Origin of the sequence: Psychrobacter coccoides (assembly GCF_017498085.1) — a bacterium.
Lineage (GTDB): Bacteria > Pseudomonadota > Gammaproteobacteria > Pseudomonadales > Moraxellaceae > Psychrobacter > Psychrobacter coccoides.
The window spans coordinates 16,210-36,740 of the sequence record NZ_JAGBKM010000009.1 but is presented as its reverse complement, the minus strand read 5'-3'; the positions used below and the strand labels follow the sequence as shown (position 1 = coordinate 36,740).

General features: G+C 45.2%; 18 protein-coding genes. 15 read left to right on the top strand and 3 right to left on the bottom strand.

Features of this window, described 5'->3' with window-relative positions:
• Positions 1–201: 201 nt before the first annotated feature.
• The 6 genes from J3492_RS06435 to J3492_RS06410 all read left to right on the top strand — a co-directional run bounded on the left by J3492_RS06435 (position 202) and on the right by J3492_RS06410 (position 4,944).
• Positions 202–1,689 (top strand): C13 family peptidase, encoded by a 1,488-nt coding sequence (locus tag J3492_RS06435; RefSeq protein WP_207990982.1) that lies wholly within the window; start codon positions 202–204, stop codon positions 1,687–1,689.
• Positions 1,690–1,786: 97 nt separating this feature from the next.
• Positions 1,787–2,677 (top strand): S-formylglutathione hydrolase, encoded by an 891-nt coding sequence (fghA, locus tag J3492_RS06430; protein ID WP_207990981.1) that lies wholly within the window; start codon positions 1,787–1,789, stop codon positions 2,675–2,677.
• Positions 2,678–2,875: 198 nt separating this feature from the next.
• Complete coding sequence (rpe, locus tag J3492_RS06425) at positions 2,876–3,583, top strand: ribulose-phosphate 3-epimerase (protein ID WP_207990980.1); 708 nt, start codon at positions 2,876–2,878, stop codon at positions 3,581–3,583.
• Positions 3,584–3,686: 103 nt separating this feature from the next.
• Positions 3,687–4,013 (top strand): hypothetical protein, encoded by a 327-nt coding sequence (locus J3492_RS06420; protein ID WP_207990979.1) that lies wholly within the window; start codon positions 3,687–3,689, stop codon positions 4,011–4,013.
• Positions 4,014–4,107: 94 nt separating this feature from the next.
• Complete coding sequence (locus tag J3492_RS06415) at positions 4,108–4,419, top strand: hypothetical protein (protein ID WP_207990978.1); 312 nt, start codon at positions 4,108–4,110, stop codon at positions 4,417–4,419.
• A 213-nt stretch (positions 4,420–4,632) separates the two neighbouring features.
• On the top strand, positions 4,633–4,944 hold the full coding sequence (locus tag J3492_RS06410) for a hypothetical protein (protein ID WP_207990977.1): 312 nt from the start codon (positions 4,633–4,635) through the stop codon (positions 4,942–4,944).
• A 131-nt stretch (positions 4,945–5,075) separates the two neighbouring features.
• Here the strand turns inward: J3492_RS06410 and rpmG are convergent, their stop codons facing one another.
• Positions 5,076–5,231 carry a 50S ribosomal protein L33 gene (gene rpmG, locus J3492_RS06405; protein WP_075100487.1) on the bottom strand — a complete coding sequence of 52 codons (156 nt, stop codon included), beginning with the start codon at positions 5,229–5,231 and terminating at the stop codon, positions 5,076–5,078.
• Between the two features lie 45 nt (positions 5,232–5,276).
• The gene (gene rpmB, locus J3492_RS06400; protein WP_207990976.1) at positions 5,277–5,513 is read right to left on the bottom strand and encodes a 50S ribosomal protein L28; all 237 of its coding nucleotides are present in this window, start codon (positions 5,511–5,513) and stop codon (positions 5,277–5,279) included.
• Positions 5,514–5,998: 485 nt separating this feature from the next.
• Between rpmB and J3492_RS06395 the strand changes: the two genes are divergently transcribed.
• Positions 5,999–11,770 carry an Ig-like domain-containing protein gene (locus J3492_RS06395; protein WP_207990975.1) on the top strand — a complete coding sequence of 1,924 codons (5,772 nt, stop codon included), beginning with the start codon at positions 5,999–6,001 and terminating at the stop codon, positions 11,768–11,770.
• A 223-nt stretch (positions 11,771–11,993) separates the two neighbouring features.
• A complete protein-coding gene (purU, locus tag J3492_RS06390; protein WP_243453138.1) occupies positions 11,994–12,932 on the top strand; it encodes a formyltetrahydrofolate deformylase in 939 nt (312 codons plus the stop codon).
• A gap of 42 nt (positions 12,933–12,974) precedes the next feature.
• Here purU and J3492_RS06385 read toward each other — a convergent pair whose 3' ends face one another.
• A complete protein-coding gene (locus J3492_RS06385) occupies positions 12,975–13,766 on the bottom strand; it encodes a cytochrome c biogenesis protein CcsA (protein ID WP_207990974.1) in 792 nt (263 codons plus the stop codon).
• 334 nt (positions 13,767–14,100) lie between these two features.
• On the opposite strand from J3492_RS06385, the gene ffh reads away from it, so the two are divergent.
• From ffh to J3492_RS06350, 7 genes are all read left to right on the top strand, one after another.
• Entirely contained in the window at positions 14,101–15,642 is a 1,542-nt protein-coding gene (gene ffh, locus J3492_RS06380) for a signal recognition particle protein (protein WP_207990973.1), read from the top strand.
• A 254-nt stretch (positions 15,643–15,896) separates the two neighbouring features.
• Positions 15,897–16,580, top strand: coding sequence for a tRNA (adenosine(37)-N6)-threonylcarbamoyltransferase complex dimerization subunit type 1 TsaB (gene tsaB / locus J3492_RS06375; protein WP_207991037.1), 684 nt, complete (start codon positions 15,897–15,899; stop codon positions 16,578–16,580).
• A 120-nt stretch (positions 16,581–16,700) separates the two neighbouring features.
• Positions 16,701–17,543 (top strand): undecaprenyl-diphosphate phosphatase, encoded by an 843-nt coding sequence (locus tag J3492_RS06370; protein WP_207990972.1) that lies wholly within the window; start codon positions 16,701–16,703, stop codon positions 17,541–17,543.
• A 126-nt stretch (positions 17,544–17,669) separates the two neighbouring features.
• Positions 17,670–18,557: a class I SAM-dependent methyltransferase gene (locus J3492_RS06365; protein WP_207990971.1), complete on the top strand. Its 888-nt coding sequence runs from the start codon at positions 17,670–17,672 to the stop codon at positions 18,555–18,557.
• A 70-nt stretch (positions 18,558–18,627) separates the two neighbouring features.
• Complete coding sequence (locus tag J3492_RS06360; RefSeq protein WP_207990970.1) at positions 18,628–18,876, top strand: hypothetical protein; 249 nt, start codon at positions 18,628–18,630, stop codon at positions 18,874–18,876.
• A 36-nt stretch (positions 18,877–18,912) separates the two neighbouring features.
• Positions 18,913–19,830: a 4-hydroxybenzoate octaprenyltransferase gene (gene ubiA, locus J3492_RS06355; protein ID WP_207990969.1), complete on the top strand. Its 918-nt coding sequence runs from the start codon at positions 18,913–18,915 to the stop codon at positions 19,828–19,830.
• Positions 19,823–20,500, top strand: coding sequence for a DUF4112 domain-containing protein (locus J3492_RS06350; protein ID WP_207990968.1), 678 nt, complete (start codon positions 19,823–19,825; stop codon positions 20,498–20,500). Before ubiA ends, J3492_RS06350 begins: the two co-directional genes overlap by 8 nt.
• Positions 20,501–20,531 lie beyond the last annotated feature (31 nt).

Here is a 20,531-nt window from a genome sequence, read left to right as displayed (position 1 = left end):
AAAAGGGAGGTCTTATGATTAAGGCCTCTTTTTTTATATCTATTTATGCGAATATAGGGTATTTTACAAATCATGGTTATGGTCTTAACTGACAATCCGTTACAATCGTGAAAGGTTAGCAATATAAACTAGAAGACCATGTGAGCAAGATAGAGCCTTGCTTAATATTAGGGTCTGTCGACCAGATAGAGGTATAAGTACTTGCCACTTTCATCGTTAAAAACCATTTCTTTACAGCGTTTTTCGTTGAATTTCGCTGCCAATATTATTGCCGCTTTATGGATGCTGGTAGGGTCAACCCGTGCCTTTTCTTGGGTCAAGCCAACCTTTATCCAGTTTGCCACTTTTGCCCTATTGGCACTGGGCAGTAACGTGCTTTTTGCGTGGCTAGCTGCTGTAGATGGCAGTGTCTTTAATGAGCAAGGTTTGGTGAGCTATCTGATTTGGCCGGCGATTATCTCTTTAGGTGGTATCATCCTTGCTCGGCGCTCTAACAATCAGATGCTGCTGTTTGTACCCGTGGTGTTGTGGCTGGCTGCTGATATGATCTCGGCGCTACTACAAAGCTTGGTGCAGTTTTTGGGCAGTCACGGCTGGCTGCCAGACTGGAGTTATGCGTTTTTACCCATTTTATTTTTAGTGCTGTTTTTATGGCAGACGATAGCGTTGTTGTGGATATTTGCTCGCCGTTTGCGTACGCCTTGGTGGGAGCGTATCATCATACTGGTAGGTGCGGTGGCGCTGTTGACGATCTGGCAGCGTAACGTCGCCGATCAGCCCATCTTTAAACCAGTCCCTGTGCAGCCTGTGCTGGCAGAGGCAGCGCTGTACAAACAGCCTCAGCTGCTTGAGCAGGCGCTTGCCGCAGTCGATCCAAGCACAGCAGGTAAGACGGACTGGTACTTTATGGGTGTTGCTGGGTTTGCAGAACAAAATGTGTTTCGCTCTGAGATTCATAAAGTGCGTGAGTTGTTTGATGTACGCTTTGGCACCAGTGGTCGCTCTTTATCATTAATCAATAATACTTATGGTTGGCTCGATGAGCCTATCGCAACCAAAACCAGTGTCTTAAAAGGCCTAAAGAGAATCGGACAGCAAATGAACGCTGACGAAGATGTGCTGTTTATGGCCTTATCTTCACATGGTGATCAAGACTTTATTCACTTATCTAACCCGCCTCTTGAGATGGATAACTTAGATGCCACATGGCTGCGTGAGGCGCTGGACGCATCAGGTATTCGCTGGCGAGTGATTGTGGTATCGGCCTGTTACTCAGGCTCATTTATCGATGAGCTGACATCACCGACGACGGTGGTCATCACTGCGTCTGCAGCTAATAAGATGTCGTTTGGCTGTAGCAATACTGCAGAGATGACCTACTTTGGGCAGGCGTTTTTTGCTGAGAGCCTGCGCCAAAGCAATAGTTTTTCTGCTGCCTTTAAAGATGCCAGTCTGCGAGTACAAGAGCGTGAAAGCCTTATGGGTTTTGAGCCATCAGAGCCACAGATGGTCGTTGGTAGTCTGATGAAGACGGCCTTGCCTGCTTTTGAGCAAGTATTGTTCGACAAGATGCGCTCTCAGGTGGCGAGCCAGACTTACAGTGCTGACGATAGCGCTATTGACATATTAGCTGAAGATGCTACTAATACACATATACCAATGACTACGACCATCCCTACAGATTATTAATCAGCTTTTTATTAAGGAGTTTTTTATTAAGAAACTTTTCAGTAAATAGTGTTATAAACCATCATTTGTTTTAGTGTCATAAAAAAGGATATCAGTCATGAATAATGCTTATAATAAAAGCCTACCAGCCAACACTCAGCTAACCCAAATCAGTGTCAATCGCTGTTTTGATGGTGAGCAGCATTACTACAGTCATGAGTCGTCGTCTACCAACACTTCGATGACCTTTAGCATTTACTTGCCAGATGAAGCGCTATTAGGGCACCGTTGCCCTGCGTTATTATATCTATCAGGTCTGACCTGTAATGCAGATAACGTCACGCATAAGGCGCACTTTCAACAAAGATGTAGCGAGCTTGGCATGATTTTTATCGCTCCTGATACATCGCCGCGCAGTAGCGAAGGCACAGAAGTGCCAAATGATGAGCGCTATTTTGTCGGTCAGGGCGCCAGCTACTATGTCGATGCGACCCAATCTCCGTGGTCAGAGCATTTTAATATGCAAAGCTATATCGTCGATGAGCTCTATGACCTATTGCGCTCTGAGTTTGCGATTAGCAGTATCGGTGTGACAGGGCACTCTATGGGTGGTCATGGCGCCCTGTTATTAGGTTTCAAATTCCCAAGTAAGTTTGTCAGTGTCTCAGCGTTATCGCCTGTATGTGCCGCCAGCGAGTCGGCATGGGGAGAGGCTGCCTATACGGAGTATTTCGGTGATGATAAGACGCTATGGGCGCAGGCGGATGCCTCACATACCATCAAGACTGTTGGCCGTCAGTACTCGAGTATCCTAGTCGATCAGGGCGCTGCCGACAACTTTTTGGCAAAAGGACAGCTGCAAACGCAAAAGCTACAGCAAGCCTGTGAAGACGCCAAGCAGCCATTAACGCTGCGCTATCAAGCCGGCCACGACCACAGTTATTACTTTATCCAGACGGTCATCAATGACCACATTGAGCATCACTGGCGTAAGGCGCAATTGGCCTAGACAGTGGTTGAGCCGGATAGTGGCTGAGCCAGCAGAGCGTGTCATAAATAGACAATTCACCTCATAAGCGCTACTATGCGGCTCTCAGATTATGTATTAAACCCTCAAAAACTATGAGTATGCTTATGGGCTCATAGTTTTTAACCCCTATTCAATAGATTCCAATCTTATATAGATATATTAATCACGGTACTCCTTATGACGACACCTTCTACCACCAAGACTGAGCCTAATTATTTGATAGCCCCATCCATACTCTCAGCTGATTTTGCCCGTTTGGGCGAAGAGGTCGAAACCGTCCTAAAAGCGGGCGCCGATGTCATTCATTTTGATGTGATGGACAATCACTATGTGCCCAACCTGACCTTTGGTAGTATGATCTGTAAGGCGCTGCGAGATTATGGTATTGAGGCTCCTATTGATGTGCATCTGATGGTGTCTCCTGTCGATGGTATGATTGAGCAGTTTTTGGATGCTGGTGCCAGTATCATCACTTTTCATCCAGAAGCCAGTGATCACGTAGATCGCTCATTACAACTGATCAAAGATGGGGGTGCTGAATGTGGTTTGGTACTAAACCCAGCCACGCCATTGCATTATCTGGATTATGTGATGGACAAAGTCGATCAGATACTACTGATGAGTGTCAACCCTGGATTTGGTGGCCAATCCTTTATCGAGAGTACTTTAGATAAGGTGCGTGACGTTCGTCAGCGTATTGATGCCAGCGGACGTGATATCAGACTGGAGGTGGATGGTGGTATCAAAGCAAGTAACATTCGAGCCATCGCCGAAGCAGGTGCTGACATGTTTGTCGCAGGCTCTGCTATCTTCAATCAAGAGGATTACCAAGCTGCCATTACGGCGATGCGTCAGGAGTTGGCTCTAGTCAATAGCGCCACATAATCAGAGCCAAATCAGCGTCTGGTTAGGATGTGTCTTCATTGTTATCGCCCTGTCTCAAATGAGGACACGCCTTAGAGTATGTTTTGCCATAAAAAGGTGAGTTATGAATAAGCCCATGCATGAGCAGAAAGAGCAGCCAAAAAGCCTAGTGCCCAAAGGGATTACCATAGGTTTAGCACTGTTTTCGCTGGTGTTAAGTCTGGCGGGTTATGGTTTTCGTCTGATGATCGGCGAGGATATAGCGTCAGTACTGCGTCATGCTGCCGTGATTGTGCCGGCATTTGTCCTAGGTATTCCCTTGCTGTTTTGGCTGGGGTCACGAGTATTCAATAAACTACAAGGCACGCATATCGAAACTCGCAATGCGCTGACACTTGGTTGGTTGACCGCTTGTGTCTCTATGCTGTGGCTCATGGGAACTTATAGCTGATACGGCGCCAAACGGATTAAAACGTGTTATCGCTTACTTTCATCGAATCATTTCTACTCATCAACACGTCACATTAGGGTGACTGGACGCCAGTATGTCAAAAATCTCTCATAACATCTCTGACATTATCTTTCCAAAAGACTTACCAAACAGCTTGTTTGTCATCCTAATCATTGCTTGCTTACTATTAGGGTTAGCAGGTCTCCGCTATGGCACTGACTTACAAGGCTGGCTACATGTCTTTGAAAACTGGCTGCTCATGCTGCTGATCTTTCCGACCGCTACCGCAACAGTAGCCTTACCCTTTAAGTACCGTGACCCAAGCTTTGAGCTCAAGCTTGCCTATTATTTAGGTATGTTTGTGGCGCTATTATTCACTTTGGCAAAACTGCGCTATTGGCGCTAAAGTGGTGAGGGCATGCCCTAGTTTTATCTGGACTATAGTAGACAGGTGAATATCTACCTATTAGCCCTTTATTATTCTCACTTATGCAAATGCCCTTGAATTCTAAGTCCAAAGCGTCCATTGTATGAGTAAGAGAAATTACCCGTAGGACTGCGTGATGACTGGCGATAGTCAGTCTGACTTGTATCAAACGGGACAATAAGGAAGATATGAATGCCATACGATATTGATAATGAAATAGAAGTAGATTACGACAACCAAGATAGAGTGGCAGGATTTGGTAAAGAAACCACGCTTGAGTTGGTAGAGGCTGAGGATGGTACCTTGCTGCTGCGTGATGCTAATGAAAATGAAGCACCACTGATGACCATTGACTTTTCTGATAAGCTCAAAGAGCTTCTTGGTAGCGATACCCAGGCCATCGGACAACATATGATTCATGCGGCCATTCAGGTCATTATGCAAAAGCAGGTGAGCCAGTGGCATGCCCATGTCTATGATAAAGAACCAACGCACTATAGTTAATATATAGCATGGCGTTGACACATACACTGACTAAAAATTCAAGTTATTGTGTATGACGCATATAGCAGGATATAAAAAAAGGGTTTATCAGTGAATTGATAAACCCTTTTTTGTGCCACAAATAATATTGATTATTTGATTTTTGCTTCTTTAAAGATCACGTGCTGGCGGACTTTAGGATCATACTTTTTGATCTCCATTTTACCAGGCATCGTACGCTTGTTTTTTGTCGTAGTATAGTAATACCCAGTACCAGCCGTTGATACTAATTTGATTTTATCTCTCATGATAGCTTTCCTTTAGATGGTGGCGATAAGCACGTGGTTTAAAGTTTAAACTTTTTGACCTTGTGCGCGCAAATCTGCTAATACTTTATCAATACCAACTTTATCGATAACACGTAAACCTTTAGTAGAGACACGTAGACGTACAAAACGATTTTCAGACTCTACCCAGATACGATGGTTGTGAAGGTTGGGCAAAAAGCGACGACGGGTTTTGTTATTCGCGTGCGAAACATTATTACCCACCATAGGGCGCTTTCCAGTCACTTGGCAAACTCTAGCCATGAGGAACTCCTAATCTATGAGGTATGAGGGCATCTCATACCAGTCTGGGCAAGTTGCGCGTTTTTGCGGCATGGACACAGCAGGCGAAACTTTTGCACCAAACAAAACTATATGAAGGTTGAGTTGGTGTGTCTGTCATCTAAAGGCAAATAACAGGACGACCAATTCAGAAAATTTTAAAGCCGACATTTATACCATAAAATCGAAAAATATTCAAATTATTTTATGACTATTGTCGTGATGCTAGACAGGCATTATACCTTTTATTCGCTGTCTGATGTGATTGATTATTCAACTGCTAAATCTAGTTTTTAGTTGTAAGTTATCGTAAACTTTAGTAATGTTGCTGTTATAAAATTAATACGATATATATAACTGGTAATTATTTCGTAATATAAGTAATTATATTTTTATATACCCTTAGATTGGGTACGATTCTTGCTTGTTTTTACGAATATACATCATTGCCGATTCGGAGTTCAAAAATGTCCTATAGTTCACGTCCCCTTACTTCTAAGCTGTTTCAACTCACTTCTTTGACTTGCGCATTGGCATTGGCAGGTTGTGGTGGTGGTGATGGCGATACTGTGGATTCTATTGCTCCGCCACCTGATTTGGGTGTTACCCAACCTGGTACTGGTGATAATGGCAATACAGGTGGTGGCAACAATGGTGGTGAGCAAGAGCCAGGCAACACTGCAGATTTTACTTTACAACAAATTACTGTGAACCCAACTAATATTGAGCTCTCTGATAAGTTGGATGAACCAACAATGTTTACAGTGACAGTAAAAGCAATAAAAACAGCAAGCTTTGACGCTATGAGTGGTCAAGAAGTCAGTTTGAGAGTTGAGCCATCTAAAAACTCTGGGGCATTGACTATTGAAGGGCAAGGTACATTAGTAACTGATTCTAAGGGTGATGCAGTTTATCAAATGAAGCTAAATCCACAGGCGGTGGCTGATGAAGCAGCACTGTTAAAAAATGGCTTTACTTTAACTGCCTCTGCTACTAAGGCTGATGGTACAGTTATTAGTCAGGTAAGGTCGGTTCCTGTATTTAAACAGGGAAGCGGCGAAGGCTCTCAAGTCATTGCAAGCGACCTTAATGTCAAATCAGAGCTAAAAACTGATTCAGAGTTTTCGGTATCCAATAATATCTTAAATGTTTCAGGAGATACGGCGACTTTCAGTGTCATAGTGGAAGATAAAAATAATGTAAGAGTGGAAGATGTGGCTGTAGGTTTAGGTCTTACGAGTGCTGATGGCGTGTCCATCATTGGTGGAAATGGCAAAAAGACCGATGCCAATGGTATCGCCACTTTTAGTATTAAAGTTGATGGGAACTTAACAGCAGAAGAGCGTGATGCACTTATTCAGCAAGGTGTCACCTACACCATAAATATAAAAGAAAACAACGGTGCCACAAAGACAGAGATTAAAACATTACCTGTCGCACTTCCCACCTCTGATTATGCTTTAAGCATCATCGGTAGTTCTGAAAAGCTCAATGCGTATGGCGATACCCAGCAGTTAATCATTGCTGCTACTGCTATTAATGAAAAAGTACCTACTCAAATTAACGGTGCTAAAGTCAGTGTTCAGCTTAACAATGCGATTGATGGCGTGAGTTTAGCAAGTAGTCAGCTAACCTTAGACGCAAAGGGTAAAGCGAATGTAAACTTGGTTATCGCCCCAACATTGGATGCTGCTACTCGCCAAAAACTGGCTGAAGAAGGTATTAGCTACACCGTCACCTTATCTGAGCCTAACCGCTCTACTACTGTCAAAACATTTGAAAGTTCAGTTTATATTCCAACGGCAGCTTACCAAATTAACTTTAATGAGAGTAACAAAAAACAAGTATCCAGCTCTGGCGACACTGCTGTCATTAGCTTCCGAGTCAATAATAAGGACGGTGGCGCAGTTGCTGATCAAGAAGTGATCGCCAAACTGCCCAATGATTTGGTTGCAGCAGGGGTGTTGACACTAGAGGGTAACTCTAAGCAGATAACCAATAATAATGGTGAGGTCAGCTATACGATTCGTATCCCTAGAAATCTTACTGATGGTAAAAAAACGATATTAGAAAATGCAGGGTCTTTCTTGCTCACCGCAAGTATGAAAGAGCCTTTAGGCATTACCAGCGAGGTAAACAGTGAAGCCATTCGCATCGGTTCAGATATCGGTAAAAGCGATATCACATTGACGGCTACGGCACCGAGAGTGATCACCACTTCTGATGAGACTTTTAAATTACAAGTTGCTGGTAAGCGGGCTGACGGTAGTGCGGCGGCTGGTAGAGACGTAAAACTGGTTATCGATAATGGGGTTGGGGTGACCGTTGTAGGCAATGAAAAGCCAACCAACGCCTCGGGTATTGCAGAGTTCACCATTCGTATCAACCAAAACTTAACGCCTGAGCAAGTGGATGCTTTGGCAACTTCCGGTATCACTTATACTACAGTCTTAACGGATAATGATGGTACTCAGTCAAAAATCACGCAAAAGGCAGCAGTGCAAAAGCCAGCGACTAGTATTCAGTTCGGCTCTATTGTTAGTCCAAGTATCAGTCAGTTAGGCGGTACAGGTAAAGTCAATGTCGCCTTGGTTTCTAAGCAGGACACCACCCAAGCTATCAAAGAACAAGAAGTAACAATAAAGCTAGATAGCGTGGCTGATACCTATGGTGTCACTGTTACTCCAACCACTCAAAAGACAGATTTTAATGGTCAAGTGATATTTACTATCAATGTACCAGCCAATCTAACAGCTGCTGAACGCGCTGATCTTAAAAATAAAGGCATCAGCTATCAGCTGTCTTATGTAGAAAACGGGGTTATCTACGAGCAAATTCAAAAGGTGCAGATAACCACGCCGACCATAGCTTTAAATGTATTGAATGCCCCAACCAATATTAATAACCGTGCAGGCTATACCCTGAATGAAGTGGGTGAGACTACGACTATTCAGGCACAATTAAGCAATCAAACTGACAAAACACAGATAGCCAGTCAACCAGTTGAACTAGAATTCACCAACAAAGCCTTAGCAAGGCTATTAACCGTTAACGGTAGTGCAGGTTCTGCAACTGTTATAGCCAATACAGACGCCAATGGTATTGTTAGATTTGAGGTGACTGTACCAAGCAACCTAGAGCCAGCAGACAAGCAAGCATTAAGAGATCAAATACTGACTGCTACCTTGACAGAAGCACTGACCAATCAAGAGCAAGAAGTAAACATTAAAGTACAGTCAAGAGCCGCTGTACTCTCCTTACTCAGTAGTCAGTCAGAAAAAAAGCTGAATCTAAACGGTGGTGATACACAAATTGAGGTGATTGCTGAAGATGATAATGGCAATGTCGTTGCTGGACAAAAAGTGTTCCTTGCGCTGCCAGCAGTTATTGCCAGTCAAGGCGTGACGCTGGTGTCGGGTGGCAGTCAGACGACTGATGACTCAGGTCGTGCGACCTTTACCATAGCTGTGCCCAACGATCTTACAGATGCGCAGAAGGATACTATTGGAAATAGCTTCTTTATCGCATTGTCTGCCGCTGATAGAAACAATACTATTATCACTCAAGCCAGTAATGTCACTACTGTTAGACCAAGTGTAAACGGCACCCAAGAAAACCTCACTATTGGCGCCAATAAAGTTGTTAATACCAAAGGCGATACCTTTAAGGTCTTTGTACGAGTCGCAAAAAGTATCAAAGATGATGTTACCAATGAGGTAAAAACTATCGGTATCGCCAACCGTGAAGTGCGTTTAAATGTAGATGATCCTATACAGACTGGCGTCACTGTGACTAATAATACTGCCACAACGAATGGTGATGGTGTAGCGACCTTTGATCTCAAGCTCGAGGATGGTGCTAACGTCAACCAAGCCGTATTAGAAGGCGGTATTAAACTAACAGCAACCACAACCACCGCTGAAAACACTGAATTGGTACAGAACTATATCGTAGCAGTAGATACTGCCACTATTGATAGCTACCAGATAATAGCCTCTTCTGACAAATCTACTCTAAACACGGGCGGCGACCAGACCAATGCCACTATCCGGGTCACTGACAGTAAGGGCGGTATCTTAGCTGGCGTGCCTGTACAGCTCACTATTGAGAACCTTGAAGCCAGCGGGGCGGCTTTAACCACCCCAAGTATGGTAACGACTGATGCCAATGGTCAGATCGATGTGGGTGTTTTATTGGCAGCCAATAGTATCAATGCGCGTCTAAATCATAGCGTGGTGATCAATGCTAAAATAGTCACGCCACAATATGATGCGAATGGCGATGTCAGCATGCAAGTGCGTGAAGAGAAATCATTAAGCTTGTCAGCGGTAGGTACGCAAATCACTCTATCGGCCTCAGAAACCAAGCTGCAAGATGGTGCACCTACTACTATCACTACTACTCTTATAGATGGTGCAGGGCGTGCTATTGCCAATGCTGCTATGGAGCTGGTGAATGAAGATGGTGATGTGATTGCCGCAAGTGCGACCGCAACTACGAATGCGGATGGTAAAGCGGTATTTGCTATCAATGAAGCTGATTTGAGCTTTGATAGCAATGGCAACCTACGTGTATTTGCTAGAGCATTGGGTGAAAATAGCATCAATACTCAGCGTAGTCTCAATAGCATTGATCTGGTCAAAGTCTCACAAGCAGGCATCAGCTTTATCAATATTGCAGATATTTATAATGTCGATGAGCCACAAGAGATTCAAATCCAAATCCGTGCTGATAATGCTAACCAAGCGAATTCACTGATAGGGAAGCAAGTAGAGTTACAAACCTCATTAGGTAGCTTAATTACTAGCTATATCAGTAAATTTAACGGTGAAGTTGTTGTCTCTAAACCCATTAAATCCAGCGATATTCAAGACAACGTCATTACTGTAAAATTTTGGCTAAAGTCTGAGCTTGCTGGCACAGCGGTACTACAGGCTAAAGTTTTAGGTGAAAATCTGCAAAACGGCGAGCCTCGCTACCAGACCACTGTTGATACCCGTTTCCGTGCCACGACACCTGCCAAGATGCTATTCCAAGCAGTGAAGTCAGTGATCACACCAGGTGGTAGCACCGAAATCGTCGCTACGGTAAAAGATAAAAATGATGTGCCTGTAGAAGGGCAAACGGTGGTCTTTAGTCGGGCGGCAGACTCATCCGCAGGTCGCTTATCGGCTGCTACAGCGATAACAGACAGCAAAGGCGAAGCACGGGTGGTGTATAAAGCCAATGCCAGCTCACCTATTGGCGGTGTCATTATCAATGCACGCTTATTAGATAGTACCTTTGGGGTTGCTGATAAGACCACCACTATCACTGTCTCTGAAGAAGCGGTGTATACCACATTAGCATTTAGTAACAAGCTGGCCTCTGATGATATCTATTACACCGTACGTGGTTCCATCTCGGTAATGGATGGCTCAGGACGTGCTGTGCCAAACAAAGAGGTATCGATCAAGTCTTATGCGATTGAGTATGCGCAAGGTAAATACTGCTTGTTAGATAGTACTGTAAGTTATCAAGCTTCGAGTTTCTTAGAAGATGGTAATATTATCCTCCCAGCGCTAAAAACATCTGCTGAAAAAGTAGCTGTTCCACAAAATTCAGGTTGGATTGATACCGAAGATGGTAACTATAATTATACTTTAGATAATGACCCTATCTTGAATGAAGATAAAAATAATAATGGCAGCCTAGAAGCCATTAACCCAGTTGCTATTATCGGTGGTATTGTATCAGATGATGGCTATAGCTTTATGACTGATGATGAGGGTCGTGCTGACTTTGAGATTCGTTATCCATTACGTTATTCAAACTGGGTAAAAGTACGTTTTGATGCCACTACCTTCCTAAATGGTAGTGAAAACACGCAAAGTATTAATTATCAGTTGCCATCGGCAGTAGATGACTTAGTTATTAATGGCTCAAATCTTACTACACCTTGGATTGATAATGCGAGTCCATTCGGTACAGGCGGCGCAACCTGTGTGGATAGTATGAATATAAGTATTCAGGAAGAAGATAACATTAGAACGCCTAATGTTCCTGCATTAACTAGAGTTACTTTGTCTCCTTACTCATCAAGTTATAGTGTGTCTATTAATGGTAATACATCAACGCAGTTACCAACTATGGGCTTTAATACTTATATAATAGACTTTAACCAAGCATTTGCCTTAGGCTCTGTCGTTAGCGTCAGCAATAATGGTTTTAGTTTCAACAGAGTGATCAAAGCGCAGTAGATATTAGCTCATTAGGTATAGAGTTTTTTATCAAAAACCCCCAACCTCGCGTTGGGGGTTTTTACATTGGTAATCTCAATACCCAAATACAAGCAACTCAATCAGCAATTTTTTCCAAAAGCGATTAGAATAGTCGGATTCTCATACTTTTATTAAACTTTTGCTTTGAGCGTGATCGCTTAACGGCAGACAGACTTGTTTTTCTTTTTGAATTGGGCGCACTATGTCAACTACTACAACGTCAACAAACACAACTTCTAACTCAACAACCTCAAGCACACCTGCTACCAGTACCACAGTGCCGACAGCTATCGATACCGCCACACTACTCATCAAATGCCGTGATCAGGCGGGCATCGTACAGGCCGTATCTGAGTTTATCCATCGCTATGGTGGCAACATCATTACTCTGGATCAGTACTCCACCGCCCATGAAGGCGGGCAGTACTTCATGCGTTTGGAGTTTGCTCTAGCAGGGCTAAGCGCAATCATTGATAACTTTGAAGCCAGCTTTGCGCATACTGTAGCCAAGCGTTACGACATGGCGTGGCGTCTGCATGACAACAGTATCAAGTTTAAAGTGGGCATCTTGGTATCTAAGTTTGACCATGCACTGTTAGATTTGCTATGGCGTCATCAGCGCGGTTTATTGGATTGTGAGATTACGTCCGTCGTCAGTAATCATGAAGACTTACGCCAAGCGGTAGAAAACTTCGGTATTCCATTTCATCATGTCCCTGTGACCAAGGACAATAAAGCAGAGGCAGAAGAGCAGATTCATGACTTGATGGCAGGCAATGATTTGCTGGTATTGGCGCGTTATATGCAGATACTGTCGTCTGATTTTGTGACACGCTGGCCGATGCAGATTATCAACATTCATCACTCATTTTTGCCAGCCTTTGTCGGCGCAGACCCATATCGTCAGGCCCATGACAAAGGCGTCAAGCTCATCGGAGCGACAGCGCATTATGTCACCGCTGAGCTGGATCAAGGGCCCATCATTGAGCAAGACGTGCATCGAGTGACCCATCGCCAGAGTGTGATAGAGCTGCGTGCTATCGGCCGTGATATCGAGCGCAATGTGTTGGCCCGTGCGGTAAACTGGCATGTGCAAAACCGAGTGATCGTGGCAGATAACAAAACCGTGGTTTTTAACTGATAGGGTTTTTAGTCCAGAAGAGATGCAGTTATCATGCTAAGCTTATAACAGCATCTCTAGCACAAACTTGCTGCCGACAAAGCCAATCGCCAGTAGAATAAAGGCGTAGATGGTAATGTTTGCCGCACGCTTGCCCCGCCAGCCAGCTCGCCAGTTGCCAATCAGCAATGCCCCAAAGAGCAACCATGACAGCACGCTAAAGACTGTCTTATGAGCGATATGCTGGGCCATTAAGTCGTTGACATAGACAAAGCCGATACCCAGTGCGATACTCAGTAGGATAAAGCCGACCAGCAGCATATCAAACAATAAGCTCTCCATACTTTGTAATGAAGGCAGTTTGTTGACCCAAAAACGATGGATGGTCTGATGCTTCAGCTCACGAATCTGTAGACGCAAAAACAGCGCTTGTACCGCCGCCATCAGCAGCACACAGTAAGCAGCTAACGATAGTAGTATATGGGTTTCGAGGCCGATGCTGATATCAGTCAAAGGCTGATAAGGCGCACGGCCAACGTTACCAACGATCAGTCCAGCCAAGGCCGTCGGTGCGGCGAGGATGCCGAGGCTAAGAATAGATCGATACAGACAAAACAGCACATAAAACAATAAGAAAAATAAGCTGATCAAGCTCAGCGTGTTGAATAAGTTAAAGTTTAGCCCGTACAGAGTGACGATAGAGGGATAAAGTAGCGTCGCATGGGCGAGCATACCGATCACCAACAGTCCTAAACTCAGGCTTTTGTGAATGGTCTTATCTTGAATCAGTGCCCAACCAATATGAACACTGACTAAAATATAAGCCAAACCAGCAATCAAAAATGCAACATGCACGGATAAAAAACCTCATCTCATAATGAGCGCAAATGAGCCGCTCACGGTATAGTCGATATACTGTCACAGGTGATACCAATAGCGCATCCAATAAGTCATAACCTTTTATTTTCAGCGAATGGTGCCACTAAAGTGGTATTATCAGATTAATTAGAATAATCGTCCAATTTATCATAAAATGGGTATCAATTGAGCTTCATCTTGCTGATTCCTTATAAATGCTGAGCTGAGCCAAAAACCAATTGAATGAACCACTGTAGTCACGATCAATGATTAACGATACATTATTCACCATACATTACTAACGATACATTATTTTAACTGAGAGCTATTTATGTTTGATACCTTAACAGAACGCTTATCGTCGAGCCTGCGTAATATCGTGGGTACGGGACAACTGACCGAAGACAACATCAAAGACACCTTGCGTGAAGTGCGCATGGCGCTGCTAGAAGCAGACGTGGCACTACCTGTCACTCGTGATTTTGTGAAGCGTGTCAAAGAGCAGGCGCTAGGGGCAGAGGTGCTCAAAGAGTTGGCGCCAGGTCAGGCTTTTGTCAAAATCGTCCATGATGAGCTGACCGAAATGATGGGCAGTGCCAACCAGCAATTAGAGATGACGGGCAAACCGCCTGTGGTCTATCTGTTAGCGGGCCTACAAGGTGCGGGTAAGACCACCACCGCTGGTAAGTTGGCCAAGTTTTTACAAGAGCGCCATAAGAAAAAAGTCATGCTGGTCTCAGCTGACGTCTATCGTCCTGCTGCCATCAAACAGCTTGAGCAAGTTGCCGGTCAGGTCAATGCCAAGTTTGTCGACTCAACAACAGACGAAAACCCGATTGACATCGCTCGCCGTGCTATCGAAGAGGCCAAGATCCAATATCAAGACATCTTGATCATTGATACCGCTGGCCGCTTGCACATCGATGATACCATGATGGACGAGATCAAGGCGCTAACTGCCGCCGTCAACCCTGCTGAAACGCTGTTTGTCGTTGATGCGATGACAGGTCAAGATGCGGCCAATACCGCCAAAGCCTTTAATGATGCCTTGCCATTGACAGGCGTTATCCTCACCAAGACCGATGGTGATGCTCGTGGCGGTGCGGCGCTGTCTGTACGAGCGATCACAGGTAAGCCGATCAAGTTCTTAGGTCGTGGCGAAAAGCTAGATGCTTTAGAGCTGTTTCACCCTGAGCGTATCGCCCAACGTATCTTGGGTATGGGTGACGTACTAAGCTTGGTCGAAGAAGTCGAACAAAAAATCGACCGTGATAAAGCCGAAAAAATGGCGAAAAAGATACAAAAAGGGGGCGACTTTGACCTAGAAGACCTACTGACCCAGTTTCAGCAAATGAAAAACATGGGCGGCATGGCAGGTTTTTTAGACAAGATGCCGGGTATGAGCGGCTCTGGAATGCAAAAAGCGGTCGAAGAAGCCAAGCCAGAAGAAAAAGTGCGTGAGATGGAGGCGCTGATCAACTCTATGACGCCGTTTGAGCGTAAAAATCCAGATAAGATCAATCCCAGTCGTAAGCGCCGTATTGCTGCCGGCTCAGGCCGTGAGATTCAAGACGTCAATCGCCTGCTCAAGCAGCATAAGCAAATGGCAAAAATGATGAAAATGATCTCTAAGCCTGAAGGCATCAGCAAGATGATGAAGTCGATGCAAGGTTTGATGGGCGGCGGCGGTGCTGGCGGCGGTGGTCCACTGTTTGGTGGCGGTCAACAAGGCAGTGCCAAAGATGTGAACCCAGCACAGATGGCCAAGCAAATGGGACTGGACCCAAACAACATGCCGAGCACCGAAGAGATGCAAAAGCAAATGCAAGAGCTACAGGACCAAGCGCCAAAAAAGTTTAAAACCCGTTTTTAAGCTTTTAGCGACTAAGGTCTGCTAGACAGACGCCAGTTTTAATAAGTGTGTTTGATACAGACCTCAAAACTGCTATGGTTTTGAGGTTTTTGATGTTTAATAGCGCTGAATGAATTAAATATAAAAGCGCCCATGAGCGCAAAAATATAGAAATTCATAAAATTTGTCTATCCTAAATGCTATGATAGGCGCTGATTTAGTGGAGCGTTTTTTGTGCTACTGTGATTTAGCCAAACAAATAAGCCGAGGTTGTGATGTTTTTAGCAATGGATACCGTGTTTGACCAATGTTCGATCGCCATTTTGGATACCAATGGTCAGGTGCTATCTAGTCACACTGAGACGGGTAAACGGCAACAGACCCAGCAAATCCTGCCGATGATTGATGCAGCACTGCTTGAGGCCGATCTCAGCTTGGCTGATGTAAAGGCGCTTGCCTTTAACCGAGGTCCCGGCGCTTTTAGTGGCATACGAATCAATACCGCCGTGGTGCAGGCGTTGTCTGTGGCGCATGATATCCCCTGTATAGGCGTCTCAAGCCTACAAGCGATCGCCCAGTGTGCCCATCAGCGCTACGACTTGACCGAGGTGTATAGCGCCCTTGATGCCCGAATGCAGCAAGTGTACTTTGGCCACTATCGATTACAAGGCGATATGATGCAGCCGGTCTATGATGAGCCACATACAGATACAGAGCGACTGCTTGACTATGACAGCCAGACAGAGCTTAGCCTACCGATCGTTGGTAATGGTGCGCCGCTATTGGCCTCATATAAGGAGCAGCAGTGTTATGAGGATGTCTGGCCAGATGCAGTGGTGATAGGACAGTTAGGCATCGCTCAGTTTGCGACCTCTGGTGGTACGGATGCGGCACACGCGCTGCCGAAATATCTGCGCAATCAAGCGTGGAAAACGCTCAAAGAGCAAGGCAAGGCGTAGCTTTTTTTGAAATCAAAACCATTTATAACCAATAAAGATCTAGCATCAATGATGCATGAGCTCATGCCAAAACAACGATAATATAGGACAGCCAGTGGGCCTGTTTTTAGGAAGTCAATTGTGGATATACTGTTATTAATTCAAGCTGTGATCATGGGTATCGTTGAAGGTATCACTGAGTTTTTACCCATTTCTAGCACAGGCTACTTGATTTTATCAGCAGATGTTATGGGGTTTTGGACCAAAGACAAGGTTGATTTGTTTGTGGTGGTGGTGCAGCTTGGTGCTATCTTAGCCGTTATCTATGACTATTGGGGGCGGCTCTGGCAGGCGTTTATGGGTTTGCTGACGGGTAAAGCAGAGGGTATGAGTAACCCAAGACAGCTGGGACTGAGCTTAATCGTGGCGACCATTCCAGTGATGATTGTCGGTTTTACCTTTGCCGATGAGATTAAGACCTATTTATTTAATCCCATTACTGTCGCCATCATGCTCATCATCGGTGGTCTGCTGATATTTTATGTCGAAAACCGGCCCAAAACCATCATTGCGCAAGAAGCAGAAGATGTCAGCTTAAAGACAGCGCTGATGATAGGGCTGTTTCAATGTCTTGCCTTGGTGCCTGGCACATCACGCTCGGGTGCTACCATTATTGGTGCGCTTTGGCTTGGCGTCTCACGTAAGGCGTCGGCAGAGTTCTCTTTCTTTTTAGGCATTCCAGTCATCGTCGGTGCGGCATTATTGGATTTACTCAAGCATTATGACGTATTGACCAATAGCGAGGACTGGTTGGTATTGGGCATAGGCACCGTGGTGTCCTTTATCGTCGCCCTGCTTTGTATTCGCTGGCTGGTGGCGTGGGTCAGCCGCCGTGACTTCAAAATTTTTGCTTGGTTGCGCATTGTCACGGGCATCATCGTATTGGTCGCGGCTTGGGGCTTTGGCTATCAAATGGCCGGCTAGGCTCTAACGATATAGTCGTACCCTTCTTTAAGATTCACTGTAGTAGCGTTTGGTTAGTAGCATTGTGTCGTTTAAAGCGTTTTAACTATGGTTTTAACTGTCGCAGTAGTAAAAAGGATGGCTTTCATGAATGCTTTGCAAAAAACATCGAGCACCTTTGTACATTGCCACCTACTTTATGTGAGCGAGTTGCAGCAAGCACAGGTTGAGCGCCTGCAGGCCTTGATAGAGCAGCATCAATTGCCAATCATGTTAAATGCCGAGCTGTTTACCGATAAGCTCAATCAAAAACGTCGCCAACAATTAAGCCAGACAGCAACCCAACCTATATTGTTATTGGACGAAAAAAACAAACTGTCATGGCTGAGTGCTGGTTTTAGTGTTGCACCAGAATGGGATAAATTGCAGCGGCGAGTGGTCAGCGCTGGACGTAAGTCTGAGCTATTGCTGCAAGCAGCCAAAACCACAGCGGACAGTCATGTCATCGATGCCACGGCAGGTTTTGGTCATGATAGCTTGATATTGGCCAGTACCGGCGCTCAGGTCATTATGCTCGAGCAGCAGCCATTAATAGCGCTGTTACTACTAGCAGAGCAGCAGCGCATGAGTGCACAGCCTAATTGGCAAAAGCTCATGAGCCGGCTACAGATTATTAATATTGATGCGCTGAGTTATTTTGCAGCACGGCAAGCTCAAACGACAACGCCGCATGACCCAGTCGATGTGGTGTATCTAGATCCGATGTTCCCAGAAGACAGCTATCAAGACAGTAAGTCGGGCAAAGGTGCTAAAGTCGGCAAACATATGCAGGCGCTGCATCAGATGGCTCAACCACCAACACAGATCGAAGAACAACAACTGTTAGGTGAGGCGCAAAGAATGGTAGCCAACCACGCACAGGGACAAGGTCGAGTTGTCGTAAAGCGTCCACAACATGCGCCATTTTTGGCGCAACACCCACCTGATGAGCGTTGGCAAAATGACGTGGTGCGTTTTGATGGCTATTTCGGGTGAGGGTTGTTTTGTGCGATGTCTATTTTTGATAGGCGTTATTTAGGATAATAAATGGATTTAGGAGCAGGTTATGTCAGCGCTAATCATATGGGTCATGGGTGCAGGGTTATTGTTGATAAATATCATGCTCCGTACTCGTATTCTGCGGCTTGAAGCATCGCTCAAAGAGCTAAGAGGCTCACAAGAGTACTTAAAATATTTGCACCAGCAAGCACAGGCAACGCAAAACAATAAAGTGGCAGCCATTAAGGCGCTACGTAAGAAATACCCTGAGCTGTCACTTATTGAAGCCAATAAATTGTGGCAGCAACTGCAGTGATCAATCCACTTTTCTATCAATGACAATAAAAAAACCATGACCTTTCAAGATAAATTACACGCCTACTTACAGCTGACACGCTTTGATAAACCCGTAGGCATTGAGCTATTACTCTGGCCGACCTTATGGGGCGTGATGTTCGCAGCGATGGGACAAGCGCAGCAGCAAGGGGCGACCGCTGGTCTGCCTAGCCTAAAGATATTTGTACTATTTGCTTTGGGTGCGATTTTGATGCGGGCGGCAGGCTGTGCGATTAACGACTTTGCCGATCGCAAAGTCGATGGTCATGTGTCTCGTACCAAAGGACGCCCGCTCGCTGATGGACGTCTGTCTGCCAAAGAAGCCGTTGCCGCATTTTTAGTGTTGGTATTACTCAGTGCCAGCTTGCTTTTGTTTTTGCCCATTGCCGTGTTTTACTGGTCGCTTGGGGCAGTGGTGTTGGCGTTTATTTACCCTTTTATGAAGCGCTTTACCCATCTGCCACAAGTGTTTTTGGCCGCAGCGTTTGGCTGGGCGATACCTATGGCCTACGTGGCGATACAAGGTGCGCCTGATATCTGGTGTTGGCTGTTGTTTATCGCTTATATGTGCTGGACGGTGGCTTATGATACCCAATACGCCATGGCCGATCGTGAAGACGATCTTAAGATAGGCGTAAAATCCACGGCGATACTCTTTGGCCGCTATGATGTGATTATTATCTCATTACTACAAATGTTATTTTTGCTCATCATGGGCGTGGTCATGTGGCATTATTTTGCGCCGACAGTCTTAGGGATAATCCCCGTATTTGGTTTGGCTTTGGTGGCGATGATGTTTGCCAAACAAAACAGCGCTTGTGCCAGTCGTCAAGCTTTAGCATGTTTTCAGGCGTTTTTGGCCAACATATGGGTCGGACGTTACGTCTTTGCACTTATCGCTATTGCTTGTCTATGGACGACTTTTAATGGATAAACCAAATAAGTTTTCGATACGAAAAACAAGAAAGGCTGCTGACCCTAATGCGCCTATTATCGACTATCAAGCCAAGCTGGCTGAGCAGGGACTGACCCGTGAGCAAGTCATCGCCACTGAGCGTAAACTGGCAAAGTTTGCCAATACCATGGATTCGCTGGTGCGTGTGCCGTTTACCAAGCAAGGCATGGGTGCTGATGCGGCGCTGTCGACCATTCCGCTGGCTGGTGATTTGGCGGGACTTGCCTTAACCAGTTATGCCTTTATATTGGGTCGGCAGCTGGGCGTACCAGCACATAAGATGACGCCAGCCGTCAGATTGGCGCTCATTGATATGGTGGTTGGTATCGTGCCTGGTGTCGGTACGGTCATTGATATTTTTATTCGTCCCAGTCGCAAGACCTTGGGCATCGTCCACGAGCATTTGCACCATGAGTATGGCATCACTGAGACCATGCATATGGATCGGCCGTTTTTGCATCAATCCTTAGAAGACAAACAGCAGCAAAGCCGCTTTGGCTGGTTTTGGCGCAACCCAGTTGTTGCGTGGTTGTATTTGCATATCCCTGATATGCTTGGTTTGCTCGTCATTGTGGTCATTGGCTGGGGATTATGGGCAGTGCTCAGTTGGCTGGTCGGTCTGTTTAGCAAGACAACGGGCTTTGGTTGAAGTGATATATTTTTTTGCTGCATGGTCTTGA